At 68.2% G+C, this 22,856-nt stretch carries 20 protein-coding genes; 17 read left to right on the forward strand and 3 right to left on the reverse strand.

The features are described from left to right. Positions 1 to 47: 47 nt before the first annotated feature. The 9 genes from NVU01S_RS02505 to NVU01S_RS02545 all read left to right on the forward strand — a co-directional run bounded on the left by NVU01S_RS02505 (position 48) and on the right by NVU01S_RS02545 (position 13,224). Positions 48 to 1,847 carry a gamma-glutamyltransferase family protein gene (locus tag NVU01S_RS02505; protein ID WP_043667460.1) on the forward strand — a complete coding sequence of 600 codons (1,800 nt, stop codon included), beginning with the start codon at positions 48 to 50 and terminating at the stop codon, positions 1,845 to 1,847. A gap of 36 nt (positions 1,848 to 1,883) precedes the next feature. Then, entirely contained in the window at positions 1,884 to 2,948 is a 1,065-nt protein-coding gene (locus tag NVU01S_RS02510) for a methyltransferase domain-containing protein (protein ID WP_043667463.1), read from the forward strand. Next, a complete protein-coding gene (locus NVU01S_RS02515) occupies positions 2,945 to 4,147 on the forward strand; it encodes a cytochrome P450 (RefSeq protein ID WP_043667466.1) in 1,203 nt (400 codons plus the stop codon). Before NVU01S_RS02510 ends, NVU01S_RS02515 begins: the two co-directional genes overlap by 4 nt. Beyond that, entirely contained in the window at positions 4,144 to 5,199 is a 1,056-nt protein-coding gene (locus NVU01S_RS02520; RefSeq protein ID WP_043667468.1) for a zinc-dependent alcohol dehydrogenase family protein, read from the forward strand. Before NVU01S_RS02515 ends, NVU01S_RS02520 begins: the two co-directional genes overlap by 4 nt. A 19-nt stretch (positions 5,200 to 5,218) precedes the next feature. Further along, entirely contained in the window at positions 5,219 to 6,706 is a 1,488-nt protein-coding gene (locus NVU01S_RS02525) for an aldehyde dehydrogenase family protein (protein WP_043667470.1), read from the forward strand. 28 nt (positions 6,707 to 6,734) lie between these two features. Beyond that, the gene (gene asnB / locus NVU01S_RS02530) at positions 6,735 to 8,597 is read left to right on the forward strand and encodes an asparagine synthase (glutamine-hydrolyzing) (protein ID WP_043667472.1); all 1,863 of its coding nucleotides are present in this window, start codon (positions 6,735 to 6,737) and stop codon (positions 8,595 to 8,597) included. Positions 8,598 to 8,641: 44 nt separating this feature from the next. Next, complete coding sequence (locus tag NVU01S_RS02535; RefSeq protein ID WP_043667474.1) at positions 8,642 to 10,933, forward strand: ATP-binding cassette domain-containing protein; 2,292 nt, start codon at positions 8,642 to 8,644, stop codon at positions 10,931 to 10,933. 184 nt (positions 10,934 to 11,117) lie between these two features. After that, positions 11,118 to 12,557 carry a short-chain fatty acid transporter gene (locus NVU01S_RS02540; protein WP_043667476.1) on the forward strand — a complete coding sequence of 480 codons (1,440 nt, stop codon included), beginning with the start codon at positions 11,118 to 11,120 and terminating at the stop codon, positions 12,555 to 12,557. Positions 12,558 to 12,621: 64 nt separating this feature from the next. Then, complete coding sequence (locus tag NVU01S_RS02545; protein WP_043667478.1) at positions 12,622 to 13,224, forward strand: hypothetical protein; 603 nt, start codon at positions 12,622 to 12,624, stop codon at positions 13,222 to 13,224. 58 nt (positions 13,225 to 13,282) lie between these two features. Here the strand turns inward: NVU01S_RS02545 and NVU01S_RS02550 are convergent, their stop codons facing one another. The 3 genes from NVU01S_RS02550 to NVU01S_RS02560 all read right to left on the reverse strand — a co-directional run bounded on the left by NVU01S_RS02550 (position 13,283) and on the right by NVU01S_RS02560 (position 15,317). Then, positions 13,283 to 13,828 carry a nitroreductase/quinone reductase family protein gene (locus tag NVU01S_RS02550; RefSeq protein WP_043667480.1) on the reverse strand — a complete coding sequence of 182 codons (546 nt, stop codon included), beginning with the start codon at positions 13,826 to 13,828 and terminating at the stop codon, positions 13,283 to 13,285. A 147-nt stretch (positions 13,829 to 13,975) separates the two neighbouring features. Further along, positions 13,976 to 14,530: a DoxX family protein gene (locus tag NVU01S_RS02555; RefSeq protein ID WP_043667482.1), complete on the reverse strand. Its 555-nt coding sequence runs from the start codon at positions 14,528 to 14,530 to the stop codon at positions 13,976 to 13,978. A 28-nt stretch (positions 14,531 to 14,558) separates the two neighbouring features. Next, entirely contained in the window at positions 14,559 to 15,317 is a 759-nt protein-coding gene (locus NVU01S_RS02560; protein ID WP_175068862.1) for a dioxygenase family protein, read from the reverse strand. Positions 15,318 to 15,408: 91 nt separating this feature from the next. Here NVU01S_RS02560 and NVU01S_RS02565 point away from each other — a divergent pair, with 91 nt between their 5' ends. The 8 genes from NVU01S_RS02565 to NVU01S_RS02600 all read left to right on the forward strand — a co-directional run bounded on the left by NVU01S_RS02565 (position 15,409) and on the right by NVU01S_RS02600 (position 22,837). Continuing rightward, positions 15,409 to 15,870, forward strand: a complete 462-nt coding sequence (locus NVU01S_RS02565; protein WP_081868991.1) for a MarR family winged helix-turn-helix transcriptional regulator — start codon at positions 15,409 to 15,411, stop codon at positions 15,868 to 15,870. Between the two features lie 82 nt (positions 15,871 to 15,952). Then, entirely contained in the window at positions 15,953 to 16,996 is a 1,044-nt protein-coding gene (mgrA, locus tag NVU01S_RS02570) for an L-glyceraldehyde 3-phosphate reductase (RefSeq protein WP_043667487.1), read from the forward strand. A 104-nt stretch (positions 16,997 to 17,100) separates the two neighbouring features. Then, complete coding sequence (locus tag NVU01S_RS02575; protein ID WP_063048043.1) at positions 17,101 to 17,997, forward strand: type II CAAX endopeptidase family protein; 897 nt, start codon at positions 17,101 to 17,103, stop codon at positions 17,995 to 17,997. Positions 17,998 to 18,101: 104 nt separating this feature from the next. Further along, on the forward strand, positions 18,102 to 19,010 hold the full coding sequence (locus NVU01S_RS02580) for a TauD/TfdA dioxygenase family protein (protein WP_052280389.1): 909 nt from the start codon (positions 18,102 to 18,104) through the stop codon (positions 19,008 to 19,010). Positions 19,011 to 19,204: 194 nt separating this feature from the next. Beyond that, positions 19,205 to 19,849, forward strand: a complete 645-nt coding sequence (locus NVU01S_RS02585; RefSeq protein ID WP_014985076.1) for an ABC transporter permease — start codon at positions 19,205 to 19,207, stop codon at positions 19,847 to 19,849. After that, on the forward strand, positions 19,846 to 21,126 hold the full coding sequence (locus NVU01S_RS02590) for an ATP-binding cassette domain-containing protein (RefSeq protein ID WP_043667492.1): 1,281 nt from the start codon (positions 19,846 to 19,848) through the stop codon (positions 21,124 to 21,126). The genes NVU01S_RS02585 and NVU01S_RS02590 overlap by 4 nt, the downstream gene beginning before the upstream one ends. Next, entirely contained in the window at positions 21,123 to 21,860 is a 738-nt protein-coding gene (locus NVU01S_RS02595) for an ABC transporter permease (protein WP_043667494.1), read from the forward strand. The genes NVU01S_RS02590 and NVU01S_RS02595 overlap by 4 nt, the downstream gene beginning before the upstream one ends. After that, entirely contained in the window at positions 21,857 to 22,837 is a 981-nt protein-coding gene (locus NVU01S_RS02600) for a glycine betaine ABC transporter substrate-binding protein (RefSeq protein WP_043667496.1), read from the forward strand. Before NVU01S_RS02595 ends, NVU01S_RS02600 begins: the two co-directional genes overlap by 4 nt. The last annotated feature ends 19 nt before the right edge of the window (positions 22,838 to 22,856 follow it).

A 22,856-nucleotide genomic window follows, 5' to 3' on the forward strand; every position in this document is an offset into this window, starting at 1 on the left:
CATTCCGCAGCTTCGCGCTCGCACCACGATTTCTAGGGAGTAGCCGCATGCCTCCAGCCAAGCCCGAACTCATCGGCACCACCGGTGCCGTGGCCAGCACGCACTGGCTCGCCTCCGCCGCGGGGATGCGGATGCTGGCCGACGGCGGCAACGCCTTCGACGCCGCCGCCGCGGCCGGATTCGTGCTCCAGGTCGTCGAACCGCATTTCAACGGCCTCGGCGGCGATCTGTCCCTGGTCGCGCATCAGGCCGGACGTGACGACGTCCAGGCGCTCTGCGCCCAGGGCCCGATGCCCCGCGCGATCAGCCTCGGCACCTTCGCCGACCTCGGACTGCGCAGCATCCCCGGCTCGGGACTGCTGCCCGCCTGCGTACCAGGCGCGTTCGGCGGCTGGATGCGGTTGCTCGCCGAGTTCGGCACCAAGCGTCTCGCCGAGGTGCTCGAACCCGCGATCGGCTACGCCGACAAGGGTTTTCCCCTGCTGCCGGAGACGGCGCGGGCCATCGACACGCTGGCACCGCTGTTCCGCGCGGAATGGCACGGCTCCGAACAGGTCTACTTGAAGGGCGGCGACGCCCCCGCCGCGGGCAGCCGCTTCCGGAATCCCGCGCTGGCCAACACCTATCAGCGTCTCATCAAGGCCGCCGAGTCTGCGTCCGGTGCGCGCGAGGCCCAGTTCCGGGCCGCGCACGACGCCTTCTACAAAGGCTTTGTCGCGGCGGAGATCTCGGAGTTCCTCGAGTCCGGCCCGATGCTCGACGCCACCGGCCGCCGGCACCGCGGCCTGCTCACCGCCGACGATCTCGCCGACTGGACACCGTCGGTCGAGACCGCGCCGAGCCACAGCTACGGTCCCTACCAGGTCTTCAAACCGGGACCGTGGTCACAGGGTCCGGTCTTCCTGCAGCAGCTCGCGCTGCTCGACGGCTTCGATCTCGCCCGAATGGGCCAGGGCAGTGCCGAATACGTGCACACCGTGATCGAGTGCACCAAGCTCGCGATGGCCGATCGCGAAGCCTGGTACGGCGACCCGGATTTCAGCGAGGTGCCCCTGGCAGGTCTGCTCGACGCGGAGTACAACCGGCAACGCCGCGCCCTCGTCGGCGCGCAGGCCGACAACACGCTGCGCCCCGGCACGCCCGGCGGACGCACCTCGTTCCTCCCCGACCTGCCGGTGCCCGACGATCCGGACGCCGACTCCGAGTGGATGTCCCAGTTGCAGAACGGATTACCGACGATCCTGCAGGCGACGAAGGCGAAGACCGACACGGTCACCGTCACCGCGGTCGACCGGCACGGCAATATGGTCGCCGCGACCCCGAGCGGCGGGTGGCTGAAGAGTTCACCGGCCATCGGCGGCCTCGGTTTCCCGCTCGGCACCCGGGGACAGTGCATGTTCCTCACCGAAGGTCACCCGAATTCGCTCGGGCCGGGCAAACGACCCCGGACCACGCTCAGCCCCTCGGTGGTACTGCGGGACGGGCGTCCGTTCGTCGCCTTCGGCACCCCGGGCGGCGACCGCCAGGATCAGTGGACGATGCAGTTCTTCCTCAACGTGGCCGATTTCGGGCTCGACTTCCAGAGCGCGACCGAGACCACGGCCTTCCACACCGATCAGGTGCCCGCCTCGTTCACCCCGCACGCGCACCGGCCCGGTGTGCTGGTGGCGGAACAAACCTGCCCGCCCGAGGTCGTCGCCGAGTTGCGCGCCCGCGGCCACGAGGTGGACCTCGTCCCCGCGTACTCGCTCGGCCGGGTCTGCGCGTCCGGGTTCACCGACGACCACGAGTTCGTCCGCGCGGCGGCCAGCCCCCGCGGCAGGCATGCCTACGCGGTGGCCGAATAGCGCTGGGCGACACCGATTCAGAAAGAGATGACAGTCATGACGAGCACGCAATACCGGCCGGAGATCGTCGAACTCGACGACGCACCGCAGCGCCGGGAATGGCAGGCGTTCACCCTGTCGGACCTGCCCGAGATGATCAGCTCGATGCACGTGTGCCACGCGGTGCGCGCCCTCGCCGACACCCCCTTGCTGGCGCGGCTGCGCACCGGACCCCAGCGGACCCCGCAGGTGCTGCTCGCCGGCATCGATCCGGAGATCGGGCCCGGCTTCCTGCGCTACCTGGTGCAGCGCGGCATCCTCGAAACCCGCGGCGCGGAATACTTTTTCACCCGCCTCGGCGAATTCCTCACCACCGACGTCTCCCTCGCCCGCCTCGGCGTCTACGTGGACGCGTACGGCGCGGTCACCAGCCGGATCGGCGATCTGCTCACCGGCACCGCGGTGTACGGCAAGGACGTGGTGCGCGACGGCGGCAAGCTGGGCGCGCATTGCGACACGCTGTTCTCCGCCTTCCACACCCCGACCCTGCTGCACGCCATGCGCGGGCGCGCGGTGACCCGCATCCTCGACATCGGTTGCGGCGGCGGCCAGTTGCTGGTGGACGCCTGCCTGCGCGACCCCACGCTCAGCGGTATCGGCCTCGATATCGATGCCGACGCTGTCGAGGTGGCCAACGAGCACGCCCGCCGCAGCGGCGTCGCCGATCGCGTGCGGTTCGTCGTCGGGGACGCGTTCGCCCCCGGCACCTGGCCGCAGGAGTGCTTCACCGCCGACGGGCTCTGCATGATGAGCGCGCTGCACGAGCACTTCCGCAACGGTGAACAAGCCGTCGTCGATCTACTCGACGACATCTCGGCCAAGTTCCCGCAGTTGAAGATTCTGCTCGTCGGCGAACCCGAGATCCGCTACGACGGGCGCGAGAACGACGACGACTTCTTCCTGATCCACGTGCTGACCGGACAGGGACTGCCGCGCGACCGCTCGGCCTGGTTCGACGTGTTCGAGCAGTCCACCCTGACCTGCCGCCGGATGTACACGCGTCCGAGCGCCGGGCCGCGAATGTGCTTCTACGACTTGGTCGCCGGAGCGGAGCAGCCGTGACCGAGACCACGAGCCGCGCCGCCGCCACCGACCTCGATCCGTTCTCGACCGAAGCCCTGCTCGACCCCTACCCGCAGTTCCGTGCGTTGCGCGAGCTGGGGCCGGTCGTCTACCTGCGCGAGCACGATCTCTACGGGCTGTTCCGCTACGACCAGGTGCGTGCGGCACTCGTCGATTGGGAAGGTTTCAGTTCCGCCCAGGGCATCGCGATGAATCCCACCGCCAACGAGCTTTCCGACGGCTCCCTGCTCTCGATGGACCCGCCGCGGCACCGGGCGGTACGCAAGGTCCTCGATGATGCGTTGCGCCCCAAATACGTGCGCAAGGTCGCCGGTGACATCGAGCAACTCGCCGACGATCTGGTAGACGACCTGATGCGCCGCGACGAGTTCGACGGCGTCACCGATTTCGCGGCGAAGCTGCCGGTGGACATCGTCATGGACCTCATCGGTTTCCCGCGCGACGAATATCGCGACAAGATCCTGATCTGGGCGCTCGGCGCGTTCAACTACTTCGGGCCGCCCGGTGCACGGCAGTCCTCGACCTTCCCCGACGTGCAGGCGCTGATGCAGTACCTCGTCACCGACGCCACGCCCGACAAACTGCTGCCGGACAGCTTCGGTCAAATCGTCTGGGCGGCAGCAGCACACGGCGAGATCACCGAGAACGAGGCGCTGATGACGATGAGTGCCTACGCCTGCGCCGGATTGGACACCACCATCGCCGGCGTGGCGAGCACGCTCTGGCTGCTGGCCCGGAACCCGGATCAGTGGGCGGCCGTCCGGCAGGATCCGACACTGATTCCCGGCGCGTTCCTGGAAGGCGTCCGGCTGGAGACCCCGATCCAGTCCTTCTCCCGGGTCACCACCGGTGACACCGATGTCGACGGCGTGACCATCCCCGCGGGCGCCCGCGTCGTGGTCTCCTTCGCCGCCGCGAACCGCGACGAACGGCACTATCCCGAGCCGGACCGCTTCGACGCGCGCCGAAACCCCGCCGACACCGTCGGATTCGGCTTCGGGGTGCACAACTGCCCCGGCCGCACGCTCGCCTCGATGGAGGCGCACGCGCTGTTCGGCGCGCTGGCCAAGCGGGCGGGCACGCTCGAGCTGACCGGCGAGCCGACCCGCACACCGAACAACATCACCCGCGGACTGGACCGGCTGCCCATCCGCATCTCCGGCAAGGCGACAGCGTGAGGGCGGCGCAACTGGTCGAGTACGGCGCCCCGCTCGTCGTGCGCGAGCTGCCCGATCCCGCCCCCGAACCGGACGGCGTGGTGCTCGCGGTCCGCGCCACCGGCGTCTGCCGCAGCGATTGGCATGCGTGGCAGGGCGATTGGGGCTGGATGGGCGGACAGGTGGCGCTACCGCGCACGCTCGGGCACGAACTGGTCGGCGAGGTCGTGGCAGTCGGTGCCGACGTGCGCACGGTGCGCCTCGGCGACCGCGTCACGGTGCCGTTCCATCTGGCCTGCGGCACCTGCGCGCAGTGCCGGTCCGGGCAGGCCAATATCTGCGACGCCATGCAGGTGCTCGGCTTCTGGTGCGACGGTGGCTATGCCGAGTTCGTCCCGATCCCCGATGCGGATTTCAACTGTGTGCGCGTACCCGAAACGCTGACCCCGGTGGCGGCAAGTGCGATCGGCTGCCGGTTCATGACGGCGTTCCACGCGGTCACCGGACAGGGACAGGTACGCCCCGGCGAATGGGTCGCGGTACACGGCGTCGGCGGTGTCGGACTGGCCGCCGTGCAGATCGCCACCGCCGCAGGCGCTTGCGTCGTGGCCGTGGACATCGATGCCGCCAAACTCGCGCTGGCCGAGGAGCAGGGCGCGCTCGCCACCGTCGACGCGGGCGCCGAGGCGGACGTGCCCGCGGCGGTCCAGGCCGCCACCGACGGCGGCGCGCACGTCTCGATCGACGCGCTCGGCACCCGCGCCACGGTCGTCAATTCCCTTCGCTCGCTGCGCAAACGCGGCAGGCACGTGCAGGTCGGGCTGACCAGCGCCGACGACGCCGGGCAGATCGCCATCCCGGTGGACGCGGTCACCCTCGGCGAGCTGACCCTCGTCGGCTCGCACGGCAACCCGCACACCAGCTACCCGCGGCTGCTCGCCCTGGTCGAGTCCGGCCGTCTCACACCGCAATCCCTGGTCCAGCGCACCGTCGCGCTCGAGCAGGCCGGGGATGTCCTTGCCGCGATGAGCGATTTCAGCACCAGCGGCATCACCGTCATCGACCGCTTCTGACGCGGACCGGGAGGACACCGTGGAAACCTCTTCCAGCACACCGGGTCCGGCGGCACAGCACTTCCTGTCCGGGCCGCACCTGCTCTATCTGGGCGGCGAGTTCGTCGCCGCCGCGGACGGCCGGACCTTCGGCACCGTCGACCCGTCCACCGGCGCGGCGATCACGCAGGTCGCGCACGCGGGCCCGGCCGATGTGTCCGCGGCGGTCGCGGCGGCTCGCGCCGCGCTCGAAGGGTCTTGGGGCGCATTGTCGGCCGCGGATCGCGGCACCCTCCTCACTCGCCTGGCCGACCTCATCGAGGGCAACGCCGACCAGCTCGCCGAGCTCGAGGCCCTGGACGGCGGCAAACCGATCAGCGTGACCCGTGCGCTCGATATCCCCGCCGCCGCAGCGCAATTCCGCTACTTCGCCGGGTGGCCGACCAAGCTCGAGGGCGAGACGATCCCGGTCGCGGTGCCGAACACGCTGTGCTACACCCGCAAAGAGCCGGTCGGCGTGTGCGCGCAGATCATCCCGTGGAACTTCTCGCTGCTGATGGCGGCCTGGAAGATCGGCGCGGCCCTGGCGGCAGGCTGCACCGTGGTGGTGAAACCGGCCGAACAGACACCGCTGACCGTGCTCCGCCTCGCCGAACTCGTTGCGGAGGCCGGGTTTCCGCCCGGCACGGTCAATGTGCTCACCGGCGACGGCACGACCGGCGCGGCGCTGGTCGAACATCCCGGCGTCGACAAGATCGTATTCACCGGCTCCACCGCGGTGGGACGCGAGATCGGCGCGAAGGCCGGCGCGCAGCTCAAACCGGTCACGCTCGAACTGGGCGGGAAGAGCCCGAACATCATCCTGCCGGACGCCGACCTCGAAGCGGCGATCGCCGGCGCCTTCGACGGGATCTATTTCAATACCGGCCAGGCATGCAATGCCGCGTCCCGGCTCTTCGTCCACGAGAGCGTGTTCGACGAGGTCGTCGCGGGACTGCTGACGCGGGCCGAGAAGGCACAGGTGGGTCCGGCGCTGGACCCGGCCACCGAACTCGGGCCAGTGGTCTCGGCCGAGCAGTACCACCGGGTGCGCGGGTATCTCCAAGCGGGCGTCGCCGCGGGGGCGACCCTGAAAGCCGGTACCGTGCCGCCGGTTTCGCCCCAGGGCGGCTATTTCGTCGCGCCCGCGCTCTTCGTCGACGTCGACCCGCGGATGCGGATCTGCCGCGAGGAGATTTTCGGGCCGGTGCTCGTGGCCGCGCCGTTCGAACACGTCGATGAAGTGGTGCGGCAGGCCAACGACACGGATTACGGTCTGGCCGCGGGCATCTGGACCCAGCACCTCGGCCGGGCACACACCCTCGCCGCCCGGCTGCGCGCCGGATCGGTCTATCTCAACACCTGGGCGCCGGGCGATCCGGCCGCCCCGTTCGGCGGCGTCAAGGCCTCCGGAGTCGGCCGCGAGATGGGCCGTGCGGGCGTCGAGTCCTATCTCGAGCCGAAAACCGTGTGGGCGACGCTCGCCTGAGCCGACGACAGCAGCGAAAGGACCAACGATGTGCGGAATCACCGGCTGGGTCGCGCTCGACCGTGACCTCACCGCCGAAGGCCGGACAGTACAGGCCATGGTCGACACCATGGCCGCCCGTGGCCCCGACGACGAAGGCATGTGGCTGCACCCCCGCTGCGCCCTCGGGCACCGGCGGCTGTCGGTGATCGACCTCGAAGGCGGCAAACAGCCGATGGCCACCCCGGAAACCCTTTCCGACGGAACACCTTTGGCCGTACTGAGTTACAGCGGCGAGGTGTACAACTTCACCGAACTGCGCGACGAGCTCCTGGCACTCGGCCATCGCTTCCGCACCAGAAGCGATACCGAGGTCGTGCTGCGCGCCTACCTCGCCTGGGGAACGGGCTTCGTGCAGCGGCTCAACGGCATGTTCGCCTTCGCGATCTGGGACAGTCGTACCGAAGAACTGCTGCTGTACCGCGACCGGCTCGGCGTCAAACCGCTGTTCTACTACCCCACCGGCGACGGCCTGCTCTTCGGCTCCGAGCCGAAAGCCGTGCTCGCCCATCCGGAAAGCCGCGCCGAACTATCCCTCGACGGGCTCCGCGACGTGCTGTCGTTCGTCCGCGTCCCCGGCCGGACACCGCTACGCGGCATGTACGAGGTACGGCCCGGCCATGTGCTCCGGTTCCGCGACGGGCGGCGGACCGAGGAGAAATACTGGGAGCTGCAATCCTGGCCGCACACCGACGATGTGACCACCAGCGTCGGCAAGGTGCGAGAGCTGTTGGTGGACATCGTCTCCCGGCAGATGATCGCCGATGTTCCGCTGTGCACGCTCCTGTCCGGCGGGTTGGATTCCAGCGCGCTGACCGCCCTCGGCCAGCGCACGCTCGACGCCGGGCGCGGCGGCCGGATCCGCAGCTTCTCGGTGGATTTCGTCGGCCAGGTGGAAAATTTCGAACCGGAACCACTGCGCGAAGCGCCGGACGCGCCGTTCGCCGCGGAGCTGGTCCGCCACGTCGGCACCGATCATCGAATCATCCTGCTGGACAACGCGGATCTGGCGTCGCCGAGCGCACGAGCGGCGGTGTTGCGCGCCTGGGATCTCCCCTACGGCGACGGCGATCTCGGACCATCGCTCTATCTGCTGTTCCGCGCGGTACGGCAGGAATCGACGGTCGCTCTGTCCGGTGAATCGGCGGACGAGGTGTTCGGCGGCTACCTCTGGTTCCACGATCAGCGTGCGGTGCAGGCCGATACGTTCCCGTGGCACGCGCTCGGCGAGCGCTCCGTCACCGAACAATCCACGGCTTTCCTGGATCCCGATCTGACGGCGCAGCTGAACCTCACCGAATACATTGCGGACCACTATCACACGGCCCTGCGGGAAGTCCCGGAGCTGCCCGGGGAGACCGGGCTCGACCGCCGGATGCGGGCCGCGAGCTACCTGAACCTCACCCGGTTCCTCCCGGTCATGCTGGACCGCAAGGACCGGCTGAGCATGGCCAGCGGAATCGAGGTGCGGGTTCCGTTCTGCGACCACCGCCTGGTCGAGTACGTCTTCAACGCCCCGTGGTCGATGAAGACCTTCGACGGCCGGGAGAAGAGTCTGTTGCGCGCCGCGACGCGGGATCTGCTGCCGGACTCCATCGTGCAACGCCGCAAAGCGCCCTATCCGTCCACCCAGGATTCGGGGTACGACAAGGCGATCAAGCAGGTCCTCGGCAAGATCGTCGCGGAGCCGAGTTCACCGTCGCTGCCGCTGCTCGATCTGGACGCGATCCACCGGCATCTGGATCAGCCCGTCGACAAGCCTGTTTCGATGCAGGAAAGAGGGTTACTCAACGAAACACCGATCCGCATCGACGAGTGGCTCACCGCTTACGACGTGCGCGTCCTGGTATAGTTTCCATTTGGAAACTAGTTTGGTCACGCTGAGGGGAGTCGGAGATGTCCGGTCGAGGCGGACGACAAGCGAACGACAGCATCACCCTGGCCGGCGTCCGGCAGAACAACCTGAAGAACGTATCGCTGAGCATCCCGAAGGGGCAGCTGACCGTTTTCACAGGCGTGTCGGGTTCCGGAAAGTCGTCGCTGGTGTTCGGCACGATCGCCGTCGAGTCCCAGCGGCAGCTCAACGAGACCTTCCCATGGTTCATCCGCAACCGGCTGCCCAAATACGAGCGGCCCCACGCGGAGAACATGGCACACCTGTCCACCGCCATCGTGGTCGATCAGCGGCAGCTCGGCGGCAACAGCCGCTCGACCGTCGGCACGATGACCGAGATCAATCCGATGCTGCGCGTGCTGTTCTCCCGGCACGGCAAGCCCAGCGCGGGCGAATCCACCGCGTACTCGTTCAACGTGCCGCAGGGCATGTGCACCGAATGCGAAGGGCTCGGCCGCACCGCGCGGCTCGACCTGGACCTGCTGCTCGACAAGAGCAAATCGCTCAACGACGGCGCGATCACCTCTCCCCTCTTCGCGGTCGGCGGCTATCCGTGGACCACCTACGCGGAGTCGGGCCTCTTCGATGCCGATAAACCGTTGCGGGACTTCAATTCCGAGGAATGGGACCTGCTGCTGCACGGCGGCGGGTTCAAGGTGCGGCGACCAGGCCGCGACGTCACCCACTCCAACACCTACGAGGGCATCGTCGTCCGGTTCAACCGCCGCTATCTGGACAACGGCTTGGACGCGCTGAAGGACAAGGAGCGCAAGGACGTCGAGCAGGTCGTCACGACCCGCACCTGCGAGGTGTGCGGTGGCGCGCGGCTCAACAAGGCGGCGCTCGCCTCGAAGATCAAGGGCAACAACATCGCCGACTATGCCGAGATGGAGGTGAGCGAGCTGATCGTCGAGCTGGGGAAGATCGACGATCCGGTCGCGAAACCCGTTGTGCAGGCCGCTGTCACGGCGCTGGAACGACTCGAATCCATCGGCCTGGGCTACCTCAGCCTCGCTCGCGAGACCTCGACCCTGTCGAGCGGCGAAGGCCAGCGGCTCAAGACGGTGCGCCATCTCGGCAGCAGCCTCAGCGATCTCACCTTCATCTTCGACGAGCCCAGCGTCGGGCTGCATCCCCGAGATGTGCACCGGCTCAACGAACTACTGGGGCGGCTCCGCGACAACGGCAACACGGTGCTCGTCGTGGAACACAATCCCGATGTGATGAGCGTGGCCGATCGCCTCGTCGACATGGGCCCCGGCGCCGGCGCGCACGGTGGCGAGGTGGTGTTCGAGGGGACCTTCCGCAAGCTGCTCGCCTCCGACACACTCACCGGGCGCAGGCTCCGCGCGCACACCGGATTGAAGGAGCAGGTCCGCACGGCCACCGGAGCGCTGACCATCAGCAAAGCGAAGCTGAACAACCTGCGCGATGTCACGGTGCGGATCCCGACCGGGGTGCTCACCGCGGTCACCGGCGTCGCCGGATCCGGCAAGAGTTCGCTCATCTCAGGGGCTTTCGCCGCACAGCATCCGGACGCGGTGATGGTCGACCAGTCGGGGATCGGCATCTCCGCGCGGTCGACCCCGGCCACCTATGTCGACATCATGGACACGGTCCGCGCGCTGTTCGCGAAGGCCAACGACGCCGAACCCGGACTGTTCAGCTTCAATTCCACCGGCGCGTGCCCGGCCTGCCAGGGACGCGGCGTGATCCAGACCGACCTCGCCTACCTTGACCCGGTGACCGTCACCTGCGAGGTGTGCGAGGGGCTGCGCTACCGGCCCGAGGCGCTGGAAAAGACCTTGCGCGGCAAGAACATCGCCGAGGTGCTCGCGCTCACCGTCGAAGAGGGCCTCGACTACTTCACCGAGGAGAAGGTCACCGGCAAGCTCGCTCTGCTCGACCAGGTCGGACTCGCCTATCTCACGCTCGGCCAACCCCTTTCGACCCTGTCCGGCGGGGAACGGCAGCGGCTCAAACTCGCCCACCGCCTGCAGGACACCGGGACGGTCTTCGTCTTCGACGAGCCGACCACCGGCCTGCACATGTCCGACGTGGACCGCCTGCTGGTCCTCTTCGATCACCTGGTTGACGACGGCAACACCGTCATCGTCGTCGAACACGACCTCGAGGTCGTCAAACACGCGGACTGGGTCATCGATCTCGGCCCCGACGCCGGACGGCACGGCGGCAAGGTCCTCTTCGAGGGCACGCCCCGGGACCTGACCGACGACGACCAGTCCGTGACCGCGCAATACCTGCGCGCCGACCTCGAACGAGCCGACCGCTAGCGACCCGGACAAACCGGTCGCCCTCCCCCTGACCAGGGGGGATTTCTGCGTATTTGCAGACCGGATCTGCGTGATTCCTTATTGTCTGCGGACAGGTGGGCCTCGATACTGGCCAACCGAGCCCGTGTGCGGTGCGTCACATGCGCGCGCAGGGGTGGTGTGTAGAAAGATGAGGGACAGCTCCATGACGGCCACGATCGACGAAACCAGCTCCGAGAAAGGACTAGCGCGGATCGCGCAGTCGCTCGCGAAATGGACGGAGAAATGGTTTCCGGACGCCTACGTCGTCGCCCTGGCCGGTGTGTTCATCGTGGCCGTCGCGGCATTGGCGAACGGCTCGTCGCCGCAGACCGTGGTGACCGCCTTCGGCGACGGTTTCTGGGATCTCACGGCTTTCACCCTGCAGATGGCCATGGTCGTGCTGACCGGCTACGTGGTGGCCACTTCCCCACCGGTCGCGCGACTCATCGAACGGCTCGCCGCCGTACCGCGATCCGCCGCGGGCGCAGTGAGTTTCGTTGCGTTCCTGAGCATGTCGGTGTCCTTCCTGAACTGGGGGCTCAGCCTGGTGTTCGGCGGCCTGCTGGCCCGCGCGATCGCCCGGCGCACCGATCTGCGGGTGGACTATCGCGCGCTCGGCGCGGCGGCCTTCATGGGGCTGGGTGCGGTGTGGGCACTGGGCATCTCCTCCTCGGCCGCGCAGTTGCAGGCGACGGCGAGTTCCTTGCCGCCCGCCCTGCTGCGGATCACCGGCGTCCTGGACTTCGGGATGACGATCTTCACCTGGCAGTCGCTGCTGACGTGCGCGATCATCATGGCCATCACCGTGGTCATCGCCCATTTCTCGGCGCCGAAGGGCGAGGCGATCAAGACCGCCGAAGAACTCGAGGTCGACCTCGACGATCAGCCCGACGAGGTCACCCCGCGGGCGCGGCCCGGCGAATGGCTCGAATACAGCCGCATCCTGCCGATCATCGCGGGGCTGATGACGTTGGGCTGGTTGATCTCCCAGTTCGTCACCAAGGCGGCGCTCACGGTGGTGAGCAGCCTCAACGGCTACCTGCTCGTCTTCCTCGTGCTCGGCTTGGTGCTGCACGGGACGCCGCGCAAATTCCTGCAAGCCGTCACCCTGGCCGTGCCCGCCACCGCGGGCATCCTGGTGCAGTTCCCGCTCTACGCGGCGATGGCCGCGATCCTCACCAAAGCGAAAGGGCGCGGCGGGATCACCGTCTCCGAACACCTGGCCGACTTCTTCACCAGCATCGGCGGCGGCGGCAGCTTCGCCGTCGTGATCGCCCTCTATACCGTGGTGCTCGGCATCTTCGTCCCGTCCGGCGGCGGAAAGTGGTTGGTCGAAGCGCCTTACGTCATGCAGTCGGCGACCGATGTGCAGATGAATCTCGGCTGGACGGTGCAGATCTACAATGTGGCCGAGGCGCTGCCGAACCTGATCAACCCGTTCTTCATGCTGCCGTTGCTCGCGGTACTGAAACTGCGGGCGCGCGATCTCGTCGGATTCACGTTCCTGCAGTTCATCTTCCACCTCCCGGTGGTGCTGCTACTCGTCTGGCTGCTCGGCATGACATTCGACTACGTCCCGCCGATCATCCCCGCCGGCAAGTGAGAACGGTTCGGTCGCAATAGCCGAAAGTCGTTGATCGGCAGCCGGTCCGGTGGATTCTGAGGGCATGAGGATCTACGCCGACCGCCCGGCCACCGCACTGCGCCAGCTCGTCACCGACCTCCTCGTGGCGGCGTGGGTGTACGGCACCATCCGCGCCGCCCTGTGGCTACACGACCTGGTGCTGGCCCTCGCCGTGCCCGGGCGCAAACTCGAAGGCGCGGGCGCAGGCCTGGCCGACAACCTCGACACCGTCGGCGACAAGGTGGGCCGGGTTCCCGTGGTGGGCGACGAATTGACCTCGCCGTTCGAGCGGGCCGCCACGGCGGCCCGCTCGATCGCCGAGGCGGGCCACGATCAGCAGGACCTCGTCGGCGATCTCGCGCTCGCCCTCGCCCTCGGCCTGTCCGTCGTTCCGCTCGGACTGGTCCTGTTCGTCTGGCTGCCGCTGCGGCTGCGCTGGATCCGCCGCGCCGCCACCGCGACCCGGTTGCGCTCGGACCCCGGCGGACGAGACCTCCTCGCCCTGCGCGCCCTCACCCACCAGCCGCTGCGGCGGCTCGACCGTATCGACCCCGAGGTGGTCACCGCCTGGCGACGCGGGGACGATGCCACCGTCCGCGCCCTCGCCACCCTCGAACTCCGCACCCTCGGCCTCCGCGGATCCTGAACCGCCGGTAGGTCGGATGATCAGGGGGAATCGACGGCGGCGTCGGTCGAGTAGGCAGTTACGTCAGTTCCTCCTGATCGCTTGTCCGGCAGGGGATCTCGTCGTCGAGGGTCAGTACGACCAGTGGCAGCGGACGGTCCACCTTGGACTGGAAGTCCGCCAGCAGGGGGTTGTCGGCCAGCACCCAGGCCGCGAACTCGTCGTAGTCCGCGCCTTCGAGCACCCTGCCGGTCCCCCGGTAGGTTCTGTCCCGCAGTTCGATGGTGACCTGCGGGTTCGCCTTGATGTTGTGCCACCAGGCCGGGTACCTGTCCTCCATGAACGAGCTCACGTACATGAGGTCACCGCGATATGCCGGGCCGAGCGGAACCGTATGCCGCTTGCCGCTTTTCGCGCCCGTGGTGGTGAGCAGGATCAGATCCCCACCCGCATACGCGCCACCCACCTTGCCCGAGTTCGCCCGGAACTCGGCAATGACGTCCACATTCCAGTCGACAATGCTGCCGTCCGGGTCCCACGCCTGGTTCCACGGCGCGTTCGGATCGTCGTAGCCGGTGATCCCAGCCTGATCCGCCGGTGCCGCAGTCGATTCGGTTTCGCTCATGGTCAGAGCATGCCGGTCACTTAGGACACCTACAGTCCTAATACCAGGAGTCCCGGCCGGGAGCCGCGGCCAGTGGTCCGCCGGGCTGCGTTCCTCGCTCCTCCGCACCGCCGACCTCCACCACTCGGCGGCGGCGGCGGTTCGCCCCTAGGTGCGCACGACGAGGACCGCTCCGGCGGCGAGGAGCGCGAGGACGATGGCGGCGAGGCCGTAGACGAGGCGATGATTGCGCAGGACGGGGACGAAGCGGTCGAGCGCGTAGCGGCCGGGGCCGGTCAGGGTGAGCGCGGCGGCGGCCGCGGTGAGGATCAGTTCGTATTCGATGCCCTTCGGGGCGAAGAAGGCGCCGGTGCCCTTGACCGCGATGGCGTTCAGCAGGGTACCGACCACGGCCGCACCGGCCAGCGGGGTGAGCAGGCCGACGGCGAGCGCGAGGCCGCCGAACGTCTCGGTCACGCCCGCGACGAACGCCATGGCTTCGCCGGCGGGATAGCCCTTGCTGGAGAAGAACTTTCCGGTCCCGTCCAGTCCCCCGCCACCGAACCAGCCGAACAGCTTCTGCGCGCCGTGCGCGGCCATCGTCAGCCCGACCGCGATGCGCAGCAGGAACAGGCCCGCGCCGTAAGCGTGCGGGGTCGCGGCGCGGTCCGGTGCCACGCGGGCCGCGGCTGCGGTAGGTACGGATGTTGCGGTGGAACTCATTCGATGGTCCTTTCGATGGGGGCAGGGGTCAGCCGAATTGGAGGGAACGTTTCGCCAGGCCGTTCCAGAAGCCGTCGATCACGCTGCGCTGGGTGCTCAGATCGGCGTCGGCCGCGCCGAGCGCGACGAACAGCGGCGCGAAGTGTTCGCTGCGCGGGTGCGCCGCCGCCGCGGCCGGAGCCTTCTTCTCGAAATCGAGCAGGGCGTCGACATCGCCGGCGGCCAGCGCCCGTCGGCCCCAGTCGTCGAACTCGGCCATCACCGCATGCACCGAGCCGTCCTGGGTCAGCGCGCGCAGATTGTGGGTGAAGAAGCCGCTGCCGACGATCAGCACACCTTGGTCGCGCAGCGGCGCGAGCTTGCGGCCGAGTTCCAGCAGACCGGACGGGTCGAGCGTCGGCATCGACAGTTGCAGCACCGGCACGTCGGCCGCCGGGTACATCTCCACCAGCGGCACGTACGCCCCGTGGTCGAGCCCGCGATCGGGCACGTCGTGCACCGTGCGGCCGGGGGCCCGCAGCAGTGCGCGCACGTCGTCGGCGAGTTCGGGTGCCCCGGGCGCGGGGTAGGTCACGTCGTAGTAGTGCTGCGGAAAGCCCCAGAAGTCGTAGACCAGCGGAACCGTCGCGGTCGCGCCGACGGCGAGCGGCGCGTCTTCCCAGTGCGCCGAAATCATCAGGATCGCTTCGGGTTTCGGCAGTTCCGCGGACCAGGCGGCCAATTGCCCCGGCCACAGCGCATCATCGGCCAGCGGCGGGGCGCCGTGCGACAGGTACACCACGGGCATTCGCATCGGTCTCGGCCTCCCAGCAAGTAGTTCAAATTTGAACATCTGTCGACGATGGTAGATTATCGTTCGAGTTTGAACAATAGGGAGGGTGGTCACAGTGGATGAGCCCCGCTGGCTCGACGACGAAGAGATGCGGACCTGGCAGGCGTTCCTCGCCTCGACGGCACTGCTGAACCGCCGGATCGAACAGCAGCTCAAGGAGGACGCGCACCTGTCGCACACCCAGTACGAGGTGCTGGTGCGACTCGAGGACGCGCCCGGCGACGCGCTGCGGATGACCGAGCTCTCCGCCGCGCTGTTCACCTCCAAGAGCGGTCTCACCTATCAGATCGGACAGTTGGAGAAGGCGGGCTTCGTCCGCCGCACCCCCGCCCCCGACGACCCCCGCGGCATCATCGCCACCCTCACTCCCGCCGGCCGCCGCAAACTCCAAGCCGCCGCCCCCGGCCACGTCGCTCTGGTCCGCGAACTCCTGATCGACGTCCTCACCCCGCAGCAACGCAAAGCCATCGCCGACGGCCTGGGCAAGGTCGCCGCCGACCTGCGTTGAGCACGACGCGCAATGCTGCGGCGGGTGCCACGCGCACCGGCCGCGTCGACCACGAACGCCGAGACAGTCGAGGAGAACTCTGATGACCTACGTCCCCGAACCCACCAGGTACGACGGGCCGATGCGGTATCGGCGATCGGGTCGATCCGGGCTCGATCTGCCGATGCTCTCGCTCGGCTTCTGGCACAACTTCGGTGACGACCGGCCGTATGGCATCCAGCGCGACATTGCGCTGCGTGCATTCGACCTGGGCATCACCCATTTCGACCTGGCGAACAATTACGGGCCGCCGTACGGGGCGGCCGAGATCAATGCCGGACGCATCCTGCGGGAGGACCTGGCCAGGTATCGCGACGAACTCGTACTGTCCACGAAAGCGGGCTGGGACATGTGGCCCGGACCGTACGGGCAGGGCGGTGGCTCGCGAAAGTATGTGCTCGCCTCGCTCGACCAGTCACTGACCCGGCTCGGCGTGGACTACGTCGACATCTTCTATTCGCACCGGTTCGACCCGACGACCCCGCTGGAGGAGACCGCGTCGGCGCTGCACACCGCGGTGCAGCAGGGCAAAGCGCTCTATGTCGGCATCTCGTCGTACACCGCGCAGGATTCGCGCACCATCGCGGCGATGCTGCGTGAGCTGGGCACGCCGCTGCTCATCCACCAGCCGTCGTACTCGATGTTGAACCGCTGGATCGAGACCGAAGGACTGCTCGACGCCGCCGCCGAGGCGGGCTTCGGCGTCATCGGCTTCACCGCGCTGGCCCAGGGCATGCTCACCGCGAAATATCTGGACGGCATTCCGCAGGAATCGCGGGCCGCCCAGGACAAGTCGTTCCAGAACGAGCTGCTCACCCCCGCGATGATCGACCGGCTGCGCAAGCTCAACGCCCTCGCCGAGCGACGCGGCCAGACGCTCGCCCAGCTCGCGCTCGCGTGGGCGCTGCGCGACGAGCGGGTGACATCGCTGGTCATCGGCGCGTCCACGACCGGCCAGCTCGAGCAGAACGTCGCCGCGCTCGACGGGCTCGAGTTCCGCGCCGAGGAACTGGCCGAGATCGATGCTCTGCTCGACGACGACGGAGCGGTCGATCTGTGGCGATCGGCCCGCGAGGGCACGCTCTGACCCTCCGAACCCCTTCGCGCACAGGCGAGTCAGGGGAATACCGGAGGCCGATACCATCCTCCGGGCTGACGACGAACCGCGTGCCCGCTGCATAGTGTGCCCGCATGACCCCAGGGCGACCGGACGCACCACCGCTACCCGACCGCCGTCGACTCGCCCGGCGGGGCGTCGGCCTATTCCTCGTCGCGCTGGTCGCGCTGTCCGCACCGGCCATGATCTTCGCGGTCGTGGCGCGCAACGAGATCGGCATCCTGCTGCTCATGTGGGCGCCGGGCGTCGCCTCGCTGCTCGCCCGGCTGCTGCTGCGCGAAGGATTCGGCGATATCTCGCTGCGCTTCGGCGGCCGCCGCGGCTGGTGGGCCTGCCTGTTCGCGCTCGGCTACCCGGTGGTCGTCGCGGGGGCGGCGTACGGCGTCGGCTGGCTCAGCGGCATGGCCGAGTACACCACGCCCGACGGCGAAGCCGCCGGCTGGATCGCCTTCGCGATCCAGCTGCTCATCGGCCTGGTGCCCGGCACCGCCATCGGCCTGGTGTTCGCGCTCGGCGAGGAACTCGGGTGGCGCGGCTATCTGCTCACCCGGCTCATCGACGCCGGACTACCGCAGCCGATCCTGATCGGCGGATTGATCTGGGCCGCTTGGCATCTGCCGTTGATCATCGGTGGCAACTATCTGAGCGGCAACGGCGGTTCCGTACTGGTGATCGCGCCGCTGTTCGTGATCCAAATCGTCGTGGTCTCCTATGCTTTCGCGCGAGTCCGGCTGGATACCGGCAGCGTCTGGCCCGCCGTCGTGCTGCACGCGTCGTGGAATTCGGTGATCCAATCCGTCTTCGACACCCACACCACCGGCGCGCGGGCTTGGCTGTGGCTCGGCGAACAAGGTCTGCTGCTACTGGCCGCCAATGCGATCTGCGTTTTCCTGCTCTATCGGCGGCCGGGAAGATTCCTGCGCCAACCACTTTCGAGCGCGCCCGATTCGGCCGCACAAAATGGCAGTTGATGCGCGCTGGCACATTGCGATCCCGGTGACCGTAATACTGGTCACGCCGCATCCGGCCTGGTTTCCTCATCCGTAATCATCCGGGTGGAGCGAAAGGTCGTGGAATGTCCGTGCAGGTGGTCAAGCTCGGTGCGCACATCGGCGCCCGAATCGAGGGAGTCCGGCTCGGCGGGGCGCTGGACGGCGCGACCGTCGCCACCGTGCGCGCCGCGCTCAACGAGCACAAGGTGATCTTCTTCCGGGAACAGCACCACCTCACCGAGGACGGCCAGTACGAATTCGCCGAACTGCTCGGCACGCCCACCACACCGCACCCGACGCTCACCTCCGCGGGCGTGAAGAGCCTGGCCATCGACTCCCACCACGGCCGCTCCAACACCTGGCACACCGATGTCACCTTCGTCGACCGCGTGCCGAAGGCCTCCATCCTGCGCGCGGTCACGCTGCCGAGTTACGGCGGCGCGACCACCTGGGCCTCGACCGTCGCCGCCTACAACTCGCTGCCGGAACCGCTGCGGCGGCTGGCCGAGAGCCTGCGCGCGCGGCACACCAACCAGTACGACTACGCGGCCACCGTCGAGGACCGCCCGGACGAGAACGCGCGGGCCTACCGCCGCGAATTCGAGTCCACCTACTTCGAGACCGAGCATCCGGTGGTCCGGGTGCACCCGGAGACCGGCGAGCGGGCACTGCTGCTGGGCTGCTTCGTCAAGCAGATCGTGGGCCTGTCCAGTAGCGAGTCGCAGGCGCTGTTCCGGTTGTTCCAGGATCGGGTGACCCGGCTCGAGCACACCGTCCGGTGGGACTGGTCGCTCGGCGACGTGGCCATCTGGGACAACCGTGCCACCCAGCACTACGCGATCGACGACTACGACGGCGCGGAGCACCGCAGGCTCACCCGGATCACCCTGGCCGGCGATATCCCGGTCGGCGTCGACGGCACGTCCAGCACCGTCATCGCGGGAAATGCCGAGTCCTACTCCGCGGTCGATCCACTCGGCACGGCGGCTTAGCCGTCCTCTTCGAACTCGCATTGTTTGGACACCGGCTCGGCGGTGAAAACAATCGCGAGATCGGCAACCCGGCGATCCGCGCGCAGCGCGCCATCCAGAACCGCACACGAAGTCTCGATTACGCTTTGACGGCTCGCGTCCGGTGATTACGCACCCGCAGGTACCGACCGGTCTTGCCCGACGAGGGGAATCGCGTGGATTTATGGAGTTATATCCGAGGGCGGGGCGAATTCCTCGCGTTCCTCACTTATCAGCATGCCTCCCTGGCATTTCAGACCGTCCTGGTCGGAACCGTCGTCGCGGTGCTGATCGCGGTCGCGGTCTATCGGCTGCCGCTGCTGGCCGCGCTCTCGCTCACCTCTAGCCGGGTGGCGCTGACCATTCCGTCGCTGGCCCTGCTCGCCCTGCTGCTGGTGCCGTTCGGATTGGGCGTGGTCCCCTCATTTCTCATGCTGACGTTCTTCGCGGCACTGCCGGTGATCGGCAACGCGATCGTGGGGTTGCGCGCGGTGCCGCCCTCGGTCATCGAGTCCGCCAAAGGCATCGGCTTTTCCCGGCTGCGCATCCTGCTCACCGTTGAATTGCCGATCGCCTGGCCGGTGATCCTCACCGGCATCCGGGTTTCCACCCAGATGATCGTCGGCGTGGCCGCCATCGTCGCCTACGTCCTCGGACCCGGCCTCGGGTCGCTGATCTTCAACGGCCTGTCCCGGCTCGGGGGCGCCAACGCCATCGAGATGGCGTTGACCGGCACCATTCTCATCGTCCTCATCGCGTTGGTGTTCGACGCACTCCTCGTCCTGCTCGGCCGCCTCACGATCGCAAAGGGACTGTCATGACCGAAGTGACCAGCCGCCCCGCTCCGCCCGCGCCGGAGCGCAACGTGACCGGCGCCGACATCAAACTCGACGCCGTCGTCAAGCGCTACCGCGGCCAGGACGCGCCCGCGGTCGAACGGCTCGACCTGGAGATCGACGCGGGTGACATCGTCGCGTTCGTCGGTCCGTCCGGCTGCGGCAAGACCACGACCTTGAAGATGATCAACCGGCTGATCGAACCGACCGAGGGCCGGATCTTCATCGGCGGCCGCGACGTCACCCGCGAGGACCCGGACAAACTGCGCCAGTCGATCGGGTACGTCATCCAGTCCGGCGGACTGTTCCCGCACTGGAGTGTCGCCAAGAACGTCGGCGCCATCCCGCGGGTGCTCGGCTGGGACCGGAAGCGGATCGCCGAACGCACCGAATACCTGCTCGATCTCGTCGGACTGGATCCCGCCACCTTCGCCGACCGGCTGCCCAAGGACATGTCCGGCGGCCAGCAGCAGCGGGTCGGCGTCGCCCGCGCGCTCGCCGCGGACCCGCCGGTCCTGCTGATGGACGAACCGTTCGGCGCGGTGGATCCGATCACCCGGGTGCGCTTGCAGGACAGCCTGATCGCGATCCAGCACGAACTCGGCAAGACCATCGTGATCGTGACGCACGATTTCGAGGAGGCCACCAAGCTCGGTGACAAGGTGCTGATCCTGTCCGAGGGCGGGCATGTCGAGCAGTACGCGAGCCCGGAGGAGATCCTCACCGACCCGGCCACGCCGTTCGTCGAGGAGTTCGTCGGTTCCGGCGCGAAGCTGGCCTATCTCACCGTGTCCCGGGTGCGCGATGTCGAATACGACAAGGTGATCACCGCCCGGGTCGGCGAACCCGCGCAGGGCGTGATCCAGCGCGCGATGGCGGCCGGGCACACCTGGGTCGTGGTCGTCGACGAGGCCGGGCGGCCGCGGTCGTGGCCCTCGCTCACCGAACTGGCGACCAAACCGGAGGTCTCGGACTTCCTCGACCGGCGCCTGCCCGTGGTCGCGCGCTCCTCCACCCTCAACGACGCACTCGACGCCATGCTCGCGGCCAGCCAAGGGGCCGCACTCGTCACCGACGGCCGCGGCGCCGTGGTCGGCGCGCTCAGCATCGGCACGGTGACCGAGACGATCCAGGCCAAACTCGCCGAGGTGCGGTCGGACGAGGCCGACCTGTCCTACGAAACCTATGTCGACGGCACCGATCCCGCGCCGACGCCGGTGGTCGCCGCCGACGACGAACCCGGATCGGCCGAGCCGGCATGAGCAGGCTGCGGCGCGTGCCGCTCGACGTATGGTTCGAGCCGATCATCATCGGCGTGATCGGTCTCGGCTATGTCCTCTGGTACCGGTCCACGACCTTCACCCCGACCGAGCAAGCATCCCTGGCCTGGGACAACTTGCAGACCACGATCCTCGCGCACATCAAACTCACCGTCGTGGCCACATTGATCGTGGTCGTCATCGCGATTCCGCTCGGTATCGCGCTCACCCGGCCCGCGCTGAAACGCGTCGAACCCCTCGCGGTGAACATCGCCAATATCGGGCAGGCCGCGCCCGCGGTCGGGCTGCTGGTGCTGTTCACCTTCTGGCTCGGCACCGGATTCCGCACGGCGATAGTCGGTCTCGTCGTGTACGCGATTCTGCCGATCCTGCAGAACACCATCGTCGGACTGCGGCAGGTGGACCACCGCACCATCGAGGCCTCGCGCGGTATCGGCTACTCCGGCAGCCGGACACTGTTCCAGGTGGAGTTGCCGCTCGCGGTGCCGGTCATCCTCAACGGCGTGCGCACCGCGCTGGTCATCCTGGTCGGCACCGCGACGCTGAGCACGTTCATCGGTGCGACAAGCCTCGGCACGCTGATCACCACGGGTGTCACGCTGTTCCTGCCCAAGCTGCTCGTCTCCGGCGCGATCCTGGTGGGCCTGCTCGCCTTGACCATCGATTGGCTGGGCCGGCTCGTCGAACTCGCCGCGACGCCGCGGGGCATCGCATGAGGCCGCCGCGGCTCACGACGCTGCTCGCCGCGCTCGTGGTGGCGGGCGCCGCGCTCACCGGGTGCGGTCTGGTCAGCTCGTCCGGCACCTTCCACGACGCCCGGCTGCCCGACGGCGCGCAACCGCTGGACGGGGTGAAGCTGGTCGTCACCTCCAAGAGCTTCACCGAGGGCGTGCTGCTCGGCAAGCTCACCGCGACGTATCTGGGCGCGGCGGGCGCGAAGGTCACCGACCTCACCGGGGCGCCGGGTTCCGCGTCGTCGCGGCAGGCTCAGCTCAACGGTGACGCCGACATCCTCTGGGAGTACACGGGCACCGGATGGGTGAACTACCACAACCAGACCGAGACGATCGCGGACCCGCAACAGCTCTGGCAGCGCGTACACGACCTGGAGCAGCGCGACCACGATCTGGTGTGGTTGCCGCCGGCCAACTTCAACGACACCTACGCCTTCGGCGCGTCGACCCCGAACGCCGAACGCCTGCAGGTGAAATCGCTGTCCGACGTGACCACCCTGCCGGTCCCCGACCGCACCTTCTGCGTCGACGACGAATTCTTCAGCCGTTCGGACGGTTTCCTCCCGATGCTGGCGAAGTACGGTATCCCGTACAACGATCCGAACGGCGTCCCGTCCGGCAACGTGACCCGGATGGACGCGGGGGTGGTCTACACCGCCACCGCCAAGGGGGCACCCTGCAACTTCGGCATGATCTACACCACCGACGGCCGGGTGAAGAACTTGAATCTCGTTGTGCTGCAAGATGATCGCAAGTTCTTCCTGCCCTACAGCGGCACCGCCGTCGTGCGCGGCGCCGTGCTCGACCGGCATCCGGAACTGCGCCCGCTGCTCGGCACCCTCTCCGAACGCCTCACCGACGACCTCATGCAGGAACTGAACGGCCGTGTCGACATCGACGGGGAAGACCCCGCCGACGTCGCCTACGACTGGCTGAAAACCCAGAAACTGATCGCCTGATCAGCAGGCTGCGGCGGCA

The organism is Nocardia vulneris (assembly GCF_001613425.1).
GTDB classification, from domain to species: domain Bacteria; phylum Actinomycetota; class Actinomycetes; order Mycobacteriales; family Mycobacteriaceae; genus Nocardia; species Nocardia vulneris.